General features: G+C 67.4%; 11 protein-coding genes. 8 read left to right on the top strand and 3 right to left on the bottom strand.

Going from position 1 to position 15,743, the window contains the following annotated elements:
• Positions 1 to 81 precede the first annotated feature (81 nt).
• A complete protein-coding gene (locus tag EDF69_RS01425) occupies positions 82 to 747 on the top strand; it encodes a DUF202 domain-containing protein (RefSeq protein ID WP_239555235.1) in 666 nt (221 codons plus the stop codon).
• 47 nt (positions 748 to 794) lie between these two features.
• Complete coding sequence (locus EDF69_RS01420; protein WP_204991413.1) at positions 795 to 1,694, top strand: formylglycine-generating enzyme family protein; 900 nt, start codon at positions 795 to 797, stop codon at positions 1,692 to 1,694.
• Positions 1,695 to 1,706: 12 nt separating this feature from the next.
• On the opposite strand, the gene EDF69_RS01415 is transcribed toward EDF69_RS01420, so the two are convergent.
• The gene (locus EDF69_RS01415; RefSeq protein WP_132884159.1) at positions 1,707 to 2,699 is read right to left on the bottom strand and encodes a SphA family protein; all 993 of its coding nucleotides are present in this window, start codon (positions 2,697 to 2,699) and stop codon (positions 1,707 to 1,709) included.
• Positions 2,700 to 2,908: 209 nt separating this feature from the next.
• Between EDF69_RS01415 and EDF69_RS01410 the strand changes: the two genes are divergently transcribed.
• Positions 2,909 to 4,366 (top strand): alginate export family protein, encoded by a 1,458-nt coding sequence (locus tag EDF69_RS01410; protein ID WP_339537583.1) that lies wholly within the window; start codon positions 2,909 to 2,911, stop codon positions 4,364 to 4,366.
• On the opposite strand, the gene EDF69_RS01405 is transcribed toward EDF69_RS01410, so the two are convergent.
• A complete protein-coding gene (locus EDF69_RS01405; RefSeq protein ID WP_165890063.1) occupies positions 4,354 to 4,965 on the bottom strand; it encodes an outer membrane protein in 612 nt (203 codons plus the stop codon). The two genes, EDF69_RS01410 and EDF69_RS01405, sit on opposite strands and share 13 nt — an antisense overlap.
• 168 nt (positions 4,966 to 5,133) lie before the next feature.
• Between EDF69_RS01405 and EDF69_RS01400 the strand changes: the two genes are divergently transcribed.
• The 5 genes from EDF69_RS01400 (at position 5,134) to EDF69_RS01380 (ending at position 14,774) form a co-directional block, all read left to right on the top strand.
• Positions 5,134 to 7,953 carry a cation-translocating P-type ATPase gene (locus EDF69_RS01400; RefSeq protein ID WP_132884157.1) on the top strand — a complete coding sequence of 940 codons (2,820 nt, stop codon included), beginning with the start codon at positions 5,134 to 5,136 and terminating at the stop codon, positions 7,951 to 7,953.
• A 218-nt stretch (positions 7,954 to 8,171) separates the two neighbouring features.
• Positions 8,172 to 11,375: a TonB-dependent receptor gene (locus EDF69_RS01395; RefSeq protein WP_132884199.1), complete on the top strand. Its 3,204-nt coding sequence runs from the start codon at positions 8,172 to 8,174 to the stop codon at positions 11,373 to 11,375.
• Between the two features lie 134 nt (positions 11,376 to 11,509).
• Complete coding sequence (locus tag EDF69_RS01390; protein WP_132884156.1) at positions 11,510 to 12,232, top strand: SapC family protein; 723 nt, start codon at positions 11,510 to 11,512, stop codon at positions 12,230 to 12,232.
• A gap of 29 nt (positions 12,233 to 12,261) precedes the next feature.
• A complete protein-coding gene (locus EDF69_RS01385) occupies positions 12,262 to 13,263 on the top strand; it encodes a cupin-like domain-containing protein (protein WP_425336663.1) in 1,002 nt (333 codons plus the stop codon).
• 5 nt (positions 13,264 to 13,268) lie between these two features.
• Positions 13,269 to 14,774 carry a tryptophan halogenase family protein gene (locus EDF69_RS01380; protein WP_132884155.1) on the top strand — a complete coding sequence of 502 codons (1,506 nt, stop codon included), beginning with the start codon at positions 13,269 to 13,271 and terminating at the stop codon, positions 14,772 to 14,774.
• Between the two features lie 28 nt (positions 14,775 to 14,802).
• Here the strand turns inward: EDF69_RS01380 and EDF69_RS01375 are convergent, their stop codons facing one another.
• Positions 14,803 to 15,723: a pirin family protein gene (locus EDF69_RS01375; protein ID WP_132884154.1), complete on the bottom strand. Its 921-nt coding sequence runs from the start codon at positions 15,721 to 15,723 to the stop codon at positions 14,803 to 14,805.
• Positions 15,724 to 15,743 lie beyond the last annotated feature (20 nt).

The raw sequence follows: 15,743 nt of genomic DNA, 5'->3' as shown, positions 1-15,743 counted from the left end.
CTCGCGCCGCTCGGGAGTTGTCCCGATGGGCTTGCCGCGACCGCTCGGCGATTCTTGCCCCCGACAGCAATGGGGAAAGCGATGGCCGAAGATTCTCATCTCCAGCGCCCGGCGCCCATGGCCCTGCCGCCGCTACCGCCCGTTCCGGACACCGCTGGCCAGGAAACCGGTGCGGCATCGGTCGAGCTTTCCCGCTTCCGCAGCGAGCTTTCCGAACTCCGCAGCCGCATGTCGGAACACCGCACCGACCTTTCGGAGTTCCGGACCAGCCTTTCCCAGCACCGTACCGATCTTTCGGAGCACCGTACCGATCTGTCCGGCGAACGTACCGAGATGTCGATGCGCCGGACCGGCATGTCGATCCAGCGCACCAGGATGAGCGCGGATCGGACGCTGATGTCGGTGCAGCGGACGTCGCTTTCGCTGATCGGCTTTGGTTTCACGCTGTACCAGACGTTCGACAAACTGCACGACATGGGCACGATCCGCAGTTCGGCAGCGCCTCGGAATTTTGGCGCAGCCTTGATCGTCCTCGGCATCCTGCTGCTGGTCGGCGGCATCTCGCGTCACCTGCAGTTCGCGTTCCAGTTGCGCCACGTCCGGGCCGAACTGAAGGAGGCAGGGCTCGTCCACGGAGAGATGGACTATCCGGTCTCCCTCACGCTCATCACCAGCATCCTGCTGCTCGCGATCGGCGTTCTCGCGATCACGGGCATCGTGTTCCACATCGAGGTATTCGGCGCATGACCGAGACGCGTTTCGAAGCAGATGGTCGCGGCAACTCCCACCCGGATATGGTCTGGATCGGCGGGGGCGCGTTCACCATGGGTTCGGACCATCATTATCCCGAGGAGCGCCCCAGCCGGCGCGCGTCGGTGAGCGGCTTCTGGATCGACCGTGCGCCGGTGACGAACCGGCAGTTCGCCGCCTTCGTCGCTGCGACGGGACATCGCACGATGGCCGAAACGCCGCCGGATGCGGCCGACTACCCCGGCGCGCTTCCCGAGATGCTGGTGGCTGCGTCGCTCGTGTTCGCACCGCCTGCGGGCGCGATCGATCCGCGAGGTCCTTCGTCGCAATGGTGGAGCTTCGTTCCCGGCGCGGATTGGCGGCACCCGACGGGTCCCGACAGCACGATCGAGGGGCTGGAGGACCATCCGGTGGTTCACGTCGCGCTTGCGGACGTGGAGGCCTATGCCGCCTGGGCGGGATTGTCCCTGCCGAACGAGGTCGAGTGGGAGTTTGCCGCGCGCGGCGGCCTCGAGAGCGCCGAGTTCGCCTGGGGCAATGCGCTGCTGGTGGACGGCGCCCACATGGCCAACACCTGGCAGGGCGAGTTCCCGCACCGCAACCTCGCGCTGGACGGATGGGAGCGGACCTCGCCGGTGGGCAGCTTCCCGGCCAACGGCTATGGCCTGGTGGATATGATCGGCAATGTCTGGGAGTGGACGGCCGACTGGTGGAGCACGCCGGGCGCCATGCGCGGAAGTTGCTGCGGCGCGTCCCTGCAAGACAAGGTCAAGGCCAGCGCCGATCCCGGCGATGCCGCCCGGATCGCCCGCAAGGTGCTGAAGGGCGGATCGCACCTGTGTGCGCCCAACTATTGCCGACGCTATCGGCCGGCGGCGCGCCATGCGCATCCGATCGACACGTCCACGTCGCACGTCGGCTTCCGCTGCGTGCGGCGCCCCTGACGCGGGTGCCGCTCACTCCTTTGCGGGCATCTTCATGTGCAACGGCAGGCTGAGGCTCAGCATGAAGTTCGTGCCTTCGACGCGGTTCTTGGCATCGAACTCCTGCAGGACCTGCAGCCGGATCGTCGCGGGGCTGCGTCCGAGCACGGTGTCATACGCCAGCGTCCCACCCGCCGCGAGCACGCGTCCTCGATAGGCGCCCAGCTTCGCGCCCGCGCCGGTGTCATCGCTCACCTGCTGGAAGTAATAGCCCTGGGCACCCAGCGAGAACTTCGAGGAGAGCTTTTTCTCCGCTGCCAGCTCCGCGTGGAAGTCGTTGCCGGAATTATAGTCGGTGTCTTCGTTGTGACCGTTGAATGTGAAGCCGACCTTGCCGCTGACGTCCCAGCCGGTCTTCGGGTCGAGCCACGTCGCGGCGACGGAAACGTCCCCGGCCCAGCGGTGGAAGGCGATGTTGGCAAGCCTGCCGACCCGATAATGCCCCACCGGAACGTTGAGCATGCCGCTGACGGCGTAATGCATGTTGCCGCTTTTCCAGCCCATCATCGCCGTGGCGATCGGATCTCCGACCATCAGTGCGGAGTCATGGGTGCGGACGCCGAGCTGGCGCCCGCGGGGTCCGGTGAGCACGGCAGAGGCATCGATCATCGGTGCGCCGACCGGCAGCGTGCCGCCGACCGTCAGGGTGCCGCCGAGCACGTTCGTGCTCGGGACCCAGAGCAGCGTCGTGAAGTTGGCGGCCACCGTCGAATCGACGTCCGCCACGACGTTGCCCCCGATGGTGAGGTCCCGGCTGGCATGCGAGCTGGCATCATAGACCATGACGATATTGTCCAGGTACACGCCCGGCAGCGGCGGCGAGACCGCCGCGCCTGGCCCGCCCGACCCCAGCAGATAGAGACTTGCGCCGTTTTCGTCGGCCATCGCGGGCACTGCTCCTAGCGGGAGCACCGCGGCCGCGATCAGGAACAGGCAGCTATTCTGGTGCAAAGGATCACGCGGCATGACACTCACCCCTATTGCGGACCCCTAGTCGGTATCGACCTTCCTGAGCCGCCAGCATCGGGACATCCCCGAGACGGGGCGGGGGGAACTCCCCCCGGTTCGCCTCGGGATCGTTCTCCGGAGCGCGTTTGCGCATGGGTCCGGGGAATCGCCGATCGCGAGACCCGGCCACCGCGGCGCATTCTCCGGCCCGTGGAGGAGGCGGCGCGGTGTCCTTGGATCGGGTCGGTGGCGGGCAGCGGGTGCGTTCCGGTCCCGGCGCGACGTTCCGCCCGAGCTCGCGCTCCGGCCGGGCAGTGCGGCTGGGATTGCTGCTCTCGTGTTTGCCGCTGGCGTGGACCGGCGCGCCTGCCGCACATGCGCAGGAGGCGGAAACCAGCGCTCCCGAGCCGGCGCCGCACCATCCCCTTTCCCTGACCGGGTCGATGCGCGTGCGCTACGAAGCGTTGCGTGGCCAGGCCCATGCCGGGTTTCCGGACACGGACTCGCTGCTCAGCATCCGGACCACGGTGCTGCTCGCCTATGCCCAGGACCGGCTGCGCGCCGGCGTCGAACTCCAGGACAGCCGCGGCTATTTCGGAAAGCGGGGCGGCGAAGTGAGCGCGAACGACGTGAACGCGTTCGAATGGATCCAGGCCTATGCCGGGCTGACGGTGGGCAGCGAAGGCCTCGTCCGGATCGGCCGGGTCAAGTTCGACGTCGGATCTCGGCGGCTCGTCGCGGCGCATGATTACCGGAACACGGCAAGTGCCTTCACCGGCCTGGTCGCGACTCTCCCGGCGAGTGGCGGCACGGCGACGCTGTTCTACACGCTGCCGCAACAGCACCGCCCCGACGACCAGGATGCGGTGCTCGCCAACCGGGTGCAATGGGATCATGAGGGGTTCGATCTGCAGTTCTGGGGCACGCACCTGGCCGGGGTCCCGATCGGCTCGGGCACGCTGGACATCGGCTATTTCGGGCTGAACGAGCGGGACACGCCGGACAGGCCCACCCGCAATCGCAAGCTGCACAGCCTGGACCTGCGGCTGGCCGATGCGCCGGGGCGGGACGGGGCCGATTTCGAACTGGAGGCAGTGTACCAGTTCGGCTCGATCCGCGCCGACACGACCGCCGATGCCGCCGAGTTGCCGGTCTCCGCCTGGTTCGTGCACGCGGCCGCCGGCTATCGATTCCCCGGCGCCCCTCATGCACGGGTCTCCCTGACCTATGATCAGGCGAGCGGCGACGGATCGGGCGGGCGCTACGGCCGGTTCGACACGCTGTTCGGGGCCCGGCGGTCGGACCTCGGGCCAGGCGCGATCTATGGTGCGGTCGGGCGGGCGAACATCTTAACGCCGTCGGTCCGCCTGGAGGTGACGCCGAACCAGCGGCTCGACGGCTTCCTCGCCTATCGGGCGATGTGGCTTGATTCCCGCACGGACAGCTTTTCCACCACGGCGGTGCGCGACGCCTCCGGCGGATCGGGGCGCTTTGCCGGGCACCAGGTGGAGGGGCGGGTCCGCTGGTGGCTGCTGCCTCACCGGGCGCAGCTCGAGTTGAATGCGGCCTGGCTAAAGAAAGGGCGCTTCCTCAAGGAAGCGCCCAATGCTCCGTCGACGGGGGATACGCTCTATGGCGCGGTGTCGCTGTCGATCCCCTTCGGCAGCGTCGTTCAGAAGCGGTAGCCGAGGCCGACGACGATCTGGTTCCGGTCGACGTCGAGGTCGTAGCCCCGGACGTCCCCATAGTTCGAATAGCGATACTCGCCCTTGCCATAGAAGCCTTGCGAGAAGCGGTACTCCAGGCCCAGGCCTGCCCGGAAGCCGTCGCTGTCCGCCGCATCGTCGATGGTGTTCTGGCCCGGCACGCTCGGGATGTAGGTGCTCTCGATGCGCAGGTTGGTGTAGCCTGCCTTCACATAGCCGAGGAATTGCGGGGTAAAGGCGTAGCCCAGCCGTGCGCCGATATAGATGTCGCGATCCGCTTCCACGCGAAAGAGATCGGACGGAGTCATGTAGCTCCTGACCGTCGACGAGGTGCCGGCGCCGGTGAGTTCCAGCTCGGCACCGACGACGATGTTCTGCATCTGGTAGTCGTAGCCGATCGCACCGCCGAACACGAAGTCGTCCTCGGAATCGGATTCGCCGTGTCCGGCGCTGAAATTGTCCCAGCCCGCGATTGCCTCGACCCTGGGGCCCGTGAAACTCCCGTCCTCTTGGGCAGACGCCGGAGCGGCAAACCCGGCCGCGACGAGAAAGATGGTCGCCGTACTCAGAACACGCATCGAACTTCCCTTTCTGCTTGCCGCGTCTAGGTTGCGCATGCGCAGTGGCATCAACATCGGCCAAAACCCGCAAAGCGGACGCGATCACGCCCTATTCCCGTCCCGGCGCAGCGCCGCGCCCGTGAGAGGGGGATCGAAGCGGGCGTGGAGAGACGCTAATCCAGGCGCATGAGCAGGACCGAGTCAGCCTCGACCGCCGATCCCTCGACGCAGCGGGCAGAGGGCGTGGCCGCATCGCTGGGCGTGGATCCGGAGTCTGGTCTGTCGGCCGGGGAAGCGGCCCGGCGCTTGGCCGACCATGGTCCCAATGCGCTTCGAACAACCGCTGGCCCCTCGCTCTGGCGCCGGATCGCCGCGCAGTTCCGGGATCCGCTCGTCTATCTGCTGCTCGGCGCCAGCGCGGTCGCGTTCCTCGCCTGGTGGTTCGAGCATGAGGGCGGTTGGCCCATCGACACCATCGTCATCCTGGCGGTGCTGCTGGTCAACGCGGCCCTCGGCTTTGCCCAGGAGAACAAGGCCGCGGATGCGGTCGCCGCCCTGGGGCGGATGACGCAAGTGACGTCGTCGGTGCTGCGGGCGGGCGAGCGCCATCGGATCCCGAGCATCAAACTGGTTCCCGGCGACATCCTGCTGCTGGAGGAAGGCGACTCCGTCGGCGCGGACGCGCGCCTGATCGCCGCTGCGGCGCTTCGCGTCCAGGAAGCGTCGCTGACGGGAGAAAGCGAACCCGTATCAAAGAGCCCGGACCCGCTCGCCGCGGCCGCGCCGCTCGCGGATCGCACGTCGATGGTCTTCAAGGGCACCGCCGTGGCGCAGGGAACGGGGCGGGCCGTCGTCACCGCCACGGGAATGGACACGCAGATGGGGGCGATCGCCACGCTGCTCGACGCGACCGAGGAGAGCACGACGCCCCTGGAGCAGGAGGTCGCCCGCATCGGCCGCATGCTCGGCCTCGCCGTGGTCGTCATCGCCTTGATCGTGATCGCGTCGGTATTCGCCGTGTCCGACGTCGCCACCTTCAGCGGTGTCGTCGCGGTGCTGCTCCTCGGCGTTTCCCTCGCGGTCGCGGCGGTGCCCGAAGGGCTGCCGGCGATCCTCTCGCTGGTGCTGGCGCTCGGGGTCCAGCGCATGGCAGCGCGCAAGGCGGTGGTGAAGCGGCTTTCGTCGGTGGAGACGCTGGGCGCCGCCACGGTCATTTGCTCCGACAAGACCGGGACGCTCACCCGTTCGCAGATGACGATCCAGCGGATCGCCACCGCGTCCGGCGACAGCCGCGTGGCAGGCGTCGGCTATGTCCCGGAGGGCGCCATCACCGCCCCGGGCGAAGCCGCAATCGCAGGCGCGCTGAAGGCGGAGCTCGTCGTGGTGCTGAGCGGCGGCAGCCTGGCGAGCAACGCCGGCCTGCATCAGACGCCGAACGGCGTGTGGGAGATCGAGGGCGATCCGACCGAAGCCGCCTTCCTGGTCGCCGAGAAGAAGCTGGGCGCGGACCGGCGGCGCCAGACGCGCTTCGAGCGGGTCGCGGAGCTTCCCTTCACGTCCGAACGCAAGATGATGTCCACGATCGCCCGCGACATGGAGCATGGCGGCGAACTGGTGCTCGTCGCCAAGGGGGCGCCCGATGTGCTGATGCAGCGCTGCACCCGCGTGCGCGTCGGCATGGAGGTACTTCCCTTCGACGCAGGCCATCGCGCCCGCGCCGCGGGTGAGGTCGAGCGGCTCTCCGGCGAGGCGCTGCGCACGCTGGCGGTGGCCTATCGTCCGCTGGCGAAGGGGGAGGAACGGTCCCTCGATCCGGCTCTGGAACGCGATCTGATCTTCGTCGGGACCGTCGGCATCATCGATCCGCCGCGCGAAGAGGCGGCGGTCGCGATCGCCGAGGCGCACCGCGCCGGTATCCGGGTGATGATGATCACCGGCGACCATCCCCGAACCGCAGCCCGCATCGCCGCACTGCTGGGCATCGCGCCGGCGGATGCTCCCGTGCTGACGGGCACCGATCTGGAGGCGCTGGACGAGGCCGGACTCGCCAAGGCCGTGCGCGAGACCTCGGTCTATGCCCGTGTCGCCCCGGTCCACAAGCTGCGGATCGTGGACGCGCTCCAGGCGAACGGGGAGGTCGTGGCGATGACAGGCGACGGGGTCAACGATGCGCCCGCGCTCAAGTCCGCCGACATCGGCATCGCGATGGGCGTTACCGGTACCGAGGTGACCAAGGAAGCGGCCAAGATGATCCTGGCCGACGACAATTTCGCGACCATCGTCGTCGCCGTGCGCGAGGGGCGCGCGATCTTCGACAACATCCGCAAGTTCCTGCGATACCTCCTGTCCTCGAACATGGGCGAGGTGCTTACCGTCTTCCTGGGCGTGATCGCGGCCGGGTTCATCGGATTGAACGAGGCCGGCGATGGCAAGACACTGGTCGCGCCGCTGCTTGCGACGCAGATCCTGTGGATCAACCTCATCACCGATTCAGGTCCCGCCCTGGCGATGGGAGTCGATCCGGAGACGGAGGACGTGATGACCCGCCCGCCGCGGCGGTCCGGAGAGCCCGCGATCGACGCCGCCATGTGGCGCGGTGTCCTGGAAATGGGCCTGGTGATGGCGATCGCCACGCTCCTCACCATCGACCTGTTCCTGCCCGGCGGGCTGTTCGAGGGAGGCCATGCGCTCGAATATGCGCGAACGGCGGGCTTCACGGTCCTGGTGTTCGCCCAGTTGTTCAACTGCTTCAGCGCCCGCTCAGAAACAGCCAGCGCCTTCCGCCACCTATTTGCCAATCACTGGCTGTGGGGCGCGGTGATCCTCTCGGCGCTGCTGCAGGTCGCGGTCGTCCATCTGCCCCTTCTCAACACCGCGTTCGGCACCACCCCGCTCACCGGTGCCGACTGGCTGCTGTGCCTGGGCATGGGAAGCGCGGTGCTGTGGTTCGCCGAGGCGCGCAAATGGCTGCTTCGGCGGATGGCGGCGGTTCCGGCGAGCGCTTGATCCGGCTGTATTCCGGACATCTATCGGTATCCTGCCGAATGTCCGACAAATATTTCGTATGATTAAAGCTGCGAAGCCAAGTTCAAGAAAACTGCTCCCGCTGGTCTTGAAAGCGCTTGTGAAAGCCGAAGAACTGGCGTTACGATAGCGGTCACATAGCCGGCGTACGACCGGAAAAGCATACGCGGTCAGCGACCGCGACTAGGGAGGGGATGATGATGAAGGCCAAGGGTCTTGCGTCGGCGCTCGCGCGCTCGGCTTCCGGCATGGCGCTCGCCACGTGTCTGACGGTCTCGGGGGCTGCCTTTGCGCAGACGCAAAGCGGCGCGGAAGCGACCAATGCGCAGCCGACCACGGCTCCGGGCACGACGGCAGATCCGGCGGGCGACGCCGGCCAGCTGACGTCGCCGCAGGCGGCGCCCACGTCGGAGGCCGCGTCGACCGATCAGGACTCGACCGGCAGCGACATCGTCGTCACCGGCATCCGCGCCAGCCTTGAGCGCTCCATCGCCATCAAGCGCAACTCGACCGGCATCGTCGATGCGATCTCGGCCGAGGACATCGGCAAGTTCCCGGACACCAACCTCGCCGAGTCGCTCCAGCGCATCACCGGCGTGTCGATCAACCGCACCAACGGCGAAGGCTCCCAGGTCACGGTGCGCGGCTTCGGGCCAAGCTACAATCTGGTGACCCTGAACGGGCGCCAGCTCGCCACTGCCAACGTGCAGGTGGTCGGCGGCGACCAGAATTCGGACAGCGCGCAAGGATCGAGCCGCTCGTTCGACTTCTCCAACCTCGCCTCCGAAGGCGTGCGGACGCTGGAGGTCTACAAGACCGGCCGCGCCTCGATCCCGACCGGCGGCATCGGCGCGACCATCAACATCGTCACCCGCCGACCTCTCGACGGCGAGGGCGGTCTCACCGGCAGCATCGGCGCCAAGGCGCTCTACGACACCAGCACCCACGGCTGCCTGGATTGCGGATCCAAGGTGACGCCCGAACTGTCCGGCGTCGTCAGCTGGGCCAATCCGACCAACCGCTTCGGCGTGTCGCTGTTCGGCAGCTACCAGAAGCGCAACTTCACCTCGATCAGCGCGACGTCCAACGACTGGAACATCATTCCCTACAGCACCTTCCTGAGCGGCGGGTTCGTCAAGGCGGACGGCAGCACCGAGATCACCGGCGCACCTTCCGATCCGGACCAGCTGGTGGGCGTCCCGAACGACAGCCGCTACCATTATGCCGAGGGCAGCCGCGAGCGCATCAACGGCCAGGCGGTGTTCCAGTTCAGGCCGGTCGAGACGCTGACGCTGACCGCGGACACCTTGTTCGCGCAGAACACCCAGGAGGAAGTCCGGTCCGACCTGTCGAACTGGTTCAGCCGGCCGTTCGATGAGGTGCAGTTCGACGGCAACCCCACCGTTGCGACCGCCACCTACCTCCACGAAACCATCAACGGCGCCAAGGACGTAGGCTTCGAGGCGCAGAACCGCGGCCAGAAGAGCCGGATCCAGGATTATGGCCTGAACGGCAAGTGGGACATCGCCGACAACTTCTCGCTCAACCTTGACGGCCATTACAGCAAGGCGTGGAGCCGCCCGAACAATCCCAACGGCAACAGCTCGACCCTCGTGGGTATCGGCGCCAACGTCGTGACGGAGCATTCGGTCGACTATAGCGGCGACATCCCCAAGCAGGACGTCACCCTGAACGGCCCGCTCACCCTCGCCGAAGTCGGGTCGCAGATGGGGCGCACCTATGCGTCGTCCCAGTCCCAGACGGTGAAGGAGGTGCGTGCCGACTTCGGCTGGGACCTGGGTGAAGGCAGCCGCGTCGACTTCGGCGGCAACTATCGCGACACGCGCATGCGGCAGACCCGCGTGGCCACCCAGCAGACGCTCGGCGACTGGGGCATCACCAGCCCCGGCGATATCGAGCGGCTGGCGCCGGGCGCACTCCAGACCTTCTGCCTGGTCTGCAAGTTCAACGCCTTCGATCCGGGGAACGATCCCGACTCGCAGACGGCCTTCCGCGGGGATGCGGCCAACATCTATTCGATCCTCTCGCCCTATTACGCCGGGCAAGGCAATGCGATCGGCACGACCAGCAACGAGGACAATCGCGTCCGCGAGAAGATCTGGTCGCTCTATGCCCAGGTCACCTGGAAGGGCGACATCGGCAACAGCCCGGCGACGCTGGTCGGCGGTCTGCGCTATGAACACACCGATTCGGAATCGACCTCGCTGGTCGCAGTGCCGGCGGCCATCAACTGGGTGTCGGACAACGACTTCACCGTCGTGATCTCGAACGAGAACAGCTTCCTGACGGACGGCGGCTCGTACGACAATTTCCTGCCCTCGATCGATTTCCAGGTCGAGCTGCGTCCCGACGTGATCGGCCGCGTGTCGTACAGCAAGACGATCGCCCGGCCGGAATATGGCAGCCTGTTCACCTCCACCAGCGTCGGCGGGCCGCCGCGCCCGATCGCCAACGGCGGCGTCGCGACCGGCTCCACCGGCAACGCCCGGCTGATCCCGCTCGAATCCGACAATTTCGATGCGTCGATCGAATGGTATTACAAGCCGGACAGCTACATCTCGCTCGGCCTGTTCGACAAGCGCGTGCGCAACTTCATCGGCAACGGGCAGTTCACCTCGGAACTGTTCGGCCTGCGTGACCCGAGCTCGGGCGCCGAAGGCACCCGGTCCGGCCAAGCACGCGCAGCACTGCAGTCACTGGGTGCCGACCAGAGCGACGTGAACCTGTTCGCGCTGACGGCGCTGATCGACCAGACCGGCTCGGTCGCCGCTGCCACGGCCGCGTTCCAGGCGAACTACAACACCACGACCGGCTCGCTGAACGACGACTTCGTCAAGCAGATCAACAGCGCGCGCGACGTCGTGGCGAACGGCACCGACGTGCTCTACCAGTTCCAGGTGACCCAGCCGGTCAACAACCGCGATGCGGAGATCTACGGCCTCGAGATTGCGGGGCAGCATTTCTTCGGATCGACCGGGTTCGGTATCGGCGCCGCCTATACGCTGGTGCGTGGCGACGTCGGGTTCAACATCGGTGCCAGCCCGTCGCAGGACCAGTTCGCATTGCTCGGCCTTTCCGACACGTTCAATGCGACGCTGATCTACGACAAGAACGGCCTGTCGGCCCGGGTGGCGTACAACTGGCGCGACAAGTTCCTGTCGGGCATCAACCGCCAGGGTTCGCGCAATCCGGAGTTCACCGAGCCGTTCGGGCAGCTCGATCTCAACATCAGCTACGACATCACGCCCAACTTCGCGGTCTCGTTCGAAGGCATCAACCTGACCGAGGAGTCGCTGCGGACCTATGCCCGCAGCAAGAGCCAGCTCTGGTTCGCGCAGGAACTCCAGCGCCGGTTCCTGCTGGGTGGCCGCTTCCGCTTCTGAGCGCGGAGCTTGAAGAAGATGGGGCCGTCTGCAGAGGCGGCCCCATCGTCGTTGGGCGGATTGCACTCAAGCACCGGCGCCCGCATGATGCCGCGGCTGCGGCGCGAACGCTTGCAAGCCGCAAAGGGCGCAACGTGACGAACATCGTCCTCCTCAACAATGTCGACCACGCGGATCTCACGGTCGCGATCGGCCACGGCCCGGAGTTCGGCGACGCGGTGAACCAGACGCTGGTCTTCCCGACTGAATGGGAAGAGGCGCAGCGCGAATACCCGATCCTGTTCCGTCGCGGCGACGACGGGCGGCTCCAGTCGGTGCTGCTGCTCGGGTTCGACCGCGACGAGAACCTGTTCCTCGGTGATGGCGTCTGGGACGGTCGCTACGTGCCCGCCCTGCACCAGCGCGGGCCTTTTTCCATCGGGCTCCAGGCTTCGGAAGATGGCGCGGAGGCGGAACCGATGATCCACGTCGACCTCGACCATCCCCGGGTCGGCGGCGCGCAGGCACAGGCGATTTTCCTGCCCCACGGCGGTAACTCTCCCTATCTGGACGCCATGACGGGCGTGCTCAGGCGGATCCACGCCGGAGTCCTGGTCGCCGATCCGATGTTCGAGGCGTTCGAGGCGCACGGCCTGATCCAGCCGATCGCCCTGGAAGTGACGCTGAGCGAGACCAAGCGCTATACGCTCGACGGCTTCCTCACGATCGATGCGGAGCGTCTGAGCGCGCTGGAGGGACCGGCGCTGCATAGCCTGCACCAACGCGGCTTCCTGCAGGCGGCGTTCTGGGCGGTGTCCTCGCTTGCGAATGTCGCCCGGCTGATCAATAGCAAGAACCGTCGGTCGCCCCTGCCGTGACCGCCCTTGGCGTCCTGTCCCCGGTCCGCGTGATCGAAGGACCGCATGGGAACGTGAACTACCAGGCGCTGGTCGATGCGGGGGAGCCGGTCGTGCTCAAGGGTGCCGCTCAGCATCTGCCGCTGCTCGCCGCGGGACGTGAGGGCGTCGAGGCGGCGATGGCCTATCTCCTGCGCTTCGACGCGGGCCGCGGCGTGGTCGGCTTCGTCGGCGATCCTGCCATCGGCGGCCGCTTCTTCTACAACGAAGACCTGAGCGCGATGAACTTCGCGGGCGGACGCGCACCTCTGGCCCACTATCTGGAGCGGATCCGCGACGGCATGGGACAGGCGGACGCGCCTTCCATCTATGTCGGCTCGACAGACCTGGACATCTACCTTCCCGGGTTCCGCGAAGAAAATCCCGTGGTGCCCGATGGTGCGCTGCCGGGCGCACAAGCGCCGCTTGCGAGCATCTGGATCGGGAACCGGACCACGGCCGCGGCGCACTGGGACATGTCGAACAACGTTGCTTGTCCCTTGGTCGGCCGACGGCGCTTCACCCTGTTCCCGCCGGACCAGGTCGCGAACCTCTATCCCGGGCCTCTGGAGCCGACCCCGGGTGGGCAGGTCGTCAGCATGGTGGATTTCCGCGCACCCGATCACGCCCGCTACCCGGGATTCCGGCAGGCGCTGGCGACGGCGCAGGTGGCGGAGCTCGAACCCGGGGACGTGCTCGTCTATCCGGCGCTGTGGTGGCACCAGGTGGAGGCGCTCGACCCCTTCAACGTCATGGTGAACTATTGGTGGAACGAGGCACCCGCGTTCGCCGATACGCCCATGACGACGCTGCTGCATGCGCTGCTCAGCCTGCGCGACCGCCCGGAGCACGAGAAGCAGAGCTGGCGCGCCTTGTTCGACTATTATGTCTTCGGGCCCGGAGGCCGCGCAGGCGAGCACCTGCCCCCGCACGCCCGCGGCCCGCTCGCGCCTCTCGACGACCGCACCGCGCGCCGGCTGCGCGCGCAAGTGATGCAGCGTCTGAACAGGTGAACACCATGACCCCAACCGATGTCCCGCAGCGCCGCCGGGTGGTGATCGCAGGCGGGGGCACCTCCGGCTGGCTTGCCGCCGCCGCGCTTGCCCAGCAGTTGGGTGCGCTGCTCGACATCACCCTGGTCGAATCCGAGGAGATCGGGACGATCGGCGTCGGCGAATCGACCATCCCCACCGCGCGGGCTTTCCACCGGCTGATCGGATTGGACGAGCAGCGGTTCATGTCGGAGACCGGTGCCACCTTCAAGCTCGGCATCGCGTTCGAGGACTGGGCGCAGAAGGGCGATCGCTACATCCACGCGTTCGGCGAGACCGGCCAGTCGACCTGGATGGGCGCATTCCACCATTTCTGGCTGCAGGCGCGCGACCAGGGCTTCGGCGGAGACTTCGGCGAATATTGCCTGGAGCTCCAGGCGGCGGATGCTGGGCGCTTCGGGATCGGCGCCAAGGTGCCGGAGCTCAGTTACGCCTATCATCTCGACGCGGGGCGCTACGCGCGCCACCTGCGCGGCATCGCCGAGCAGGCCGGCGTCCGCCGTGTCGAAGGGATGATCGAGCGGGTCGAGCAGCAGGGCGATGGCGCGGACATCACTGCCCTGGTGCTGCGTTCGGGTCAGCGGATCGAAGGCGACCTGTTCCTGGACTGCACCGGCTTCCGCGCGCTGCTGATCGGGCAGGCGCTGGGCTCGCCGTTCGAGGATTGGGGGCACTGGCTGCCGACCGACCGTGCCGTCGCCGTGCAGACGCGCGCCGTCGAGCCCGCCCGCCCCTATACGCGCGCCATCGCCCATCGCGCGGGGTGGCGGTGGCGCATCCCGCTCCAGCATCGCGTCGGCAACGGCTTCGTCTACGACAACCGCCACCTCTCGGACGATGAAGCGCGTGCGCAACTGCTCCGCGACATCGAGGGCGAGATCGTCGCCGAGCCGCGGCTGATCCGCTTCCGTGCCGGGCGGCGGGCCGAGGCATGGCGAGGCAATTGCGTCGCACTCGGGCTCGCCGGCGGCTTCGTCGAACCGCTCGAGTCCACTGCCATCCACCTCGTGATGATCGCGATCACGCGGCTGCTTCAGCTCTTCCCTTTCGCCGGCGACTGCGCGGCGGCGGCACGGCGCTTCAACGCGCAGGCGGCGGCGGAGCTGGACGGGATCCGCGACTTCATCATCCTCCACTATGTGCTCACCGAACGCGACGACACGCCGTTCTGGCGCGATATGCGGGCGATGGAGATTCCGGAGTCGCTGCGCGATCGGATCGCGCTGTTCCGCGATGGCGGCATCGCATACCAGGATGGCGCTGACCTGTTCCGCGTCGATTCCTGGGCACAGGTGATGATCGGCCAGCGATCGCTGCCGCATCATCATCACCGCATGGGCGAGATCATGGGTGCGCCGCGCCTGCGCCAAGTGCTCGCGGACATGAAGGCGCGGGTAGCCCAGCAGGTTTTGCTGCTGCCCCCGCACGCCACCTTCCTGCAGGACTATTGCCCGGCGGAAGACGCGGCGTAATCCTAAGTGCGCGGCCTGGATACGACGATCATGGGTAGCGCACCGAGGCCGGCGTCTCCGGGAGCGGGATGAACTCGTCCTCGTCGGGCACCGGCGCGAACCGCTGCGCCTTCCAATCGGCCTTGGCCTGCTCGATCCGCTCCTCGCGCGACGAGACGAAGTTCCAGAAGATGTAGCGGCGTTCGGGGAAGGGCTCGCCACCGATCAGCATCAGGCGCGCACCCTGGGGTGCCTGCACGACGATCTCCGCACCCGGCTTGAACAGGACGAGCTCGCCGGTGGCGAAGGTGCCGGTCTGTCGCACGACCGCCAGCTCTCCTTCGACGACATAGATCGCGCGCTCGATATGCTCGGCCTTCACCTGATAGCGTGCACCGGGCGCCAGCTGGATGTCGGCATAGACCAGGTCGGAGAAGGTCTTCACCGGCGACGCCATGCCGTCCGACGTGCCGGCGATCAGCGTCAGCCGCGTGCCCTCGGCTTCGGCGACGGGGATCTCCTGCGCCTTGTAGTGCGCGAAGTCCGGGGCGGCCTCTTCCACATGGGTCGGCAGCGCCAGCCAGGTCTGGAGACCGAACAGGCTGCTCTCGGCTGCACGCTGCTCGGGTCCGGTCCGCTCCGAATGCACGATGCCGGAGCCTGCCGTCATCCAGTTGACCTCGCCCGGCCGGATCGGCTGCACCGAGCCCACGCTGTCGCGGTGCAGGATCTCCCCGTCCAGCAGATAGGTGACGGTGGCGAGGCCGATGTGCGGGTGCGGGCGTACGTCCAGGCCTTCGCCGCCGCGAAACGCCGCCGGCCCCATCTGGTCGAAGAAGATGAAGGGGCCAACCATGCGGCGATGCGCCGACGGCAGCGCGCGACGCACGGTGAAGCCATCCCCCAGATCGCGCACCGGTGGCAGGATGATCTGCTCGACGCCTTCGACGTCGCTGCTTCGGATGGTCATTGGCACACTCCGGGAATCCG

Source organism: Sphingomonas sp. JUb134 (assembly GCF_004341505.2).
GTDB lineage: Bacteria > Pseudomonadota > Alphaproteobacteria > Sphingomonadales > Sphingomonadaceae > Sphingomonas.
This window is presented reverse-complemented; position numbering and strand designations above follow the sequence as displayed.

What these genes read in the sequence shown, in the direction of transcription:
- EDF69_RS01405 (WP_165890063.1), bottom strand. Translation starts at nt 4,965, where the DNA reads ATGCGTGTTCTGAGTACGGCGACCATCTTTCTCGTCGCGGCCGGGTTT.
- EDF69_RS01395 (WP_132884199.1), top strand. Translation starts at nt 8,172, where the DNA reads ATGAAGGCCAAGGGTCTTGCGTCGGCGCTCGCGCGCTCGGCTTCCGGC.
- EDF69_RS01375 (WP_132884154.1), bottom strand. Translation starts at nt 15,723, where the DNA reads ATGACCATCCGAAGCAGCGACGTCGAAGGCGTCGAGCAGATCATCCTG.
- EDF69_RS01415 (WP_132884159.1), bottom strand. Translation starts at nt 2,699, where the DNA reads ATGCCGCGTGATCCTTTGCACCAGAATAGCTGCCTGTTCCTGATCGCG.
- EDF69_RS01420 (WP_204991413.1), top strand. Translation starts at nt 795, where the DNA reads ATGGTCTGGATCGGCGGGGGCGCGTTCACCATGGGTTCGGACCATCAT.
- EDF69_RS01400 (WP_132884157.1), top strand. Translation starts at nt 5,134, where the DNA reads ATGAGCAGGACCGAGTCAGCCTCGACCGCCGATCCCTCGACGCAGCGG.
- EDF69_RS01425 (WP_239555235.1), top strand. Translation starts at nt 82, where the DNA reads ATGGCCGAAGATTCTCATCTCCAGCGCCCGGCGCCCATGGCCCTGCCG.
- EDF69_RS01380 (WP_132884155.1), top strand. Translation starts at nt 13,269, where the DNA reads ATGACCCCAACCGATGTCCCGCAGCGCCGCCGGGTGGTGATCGCAGGC.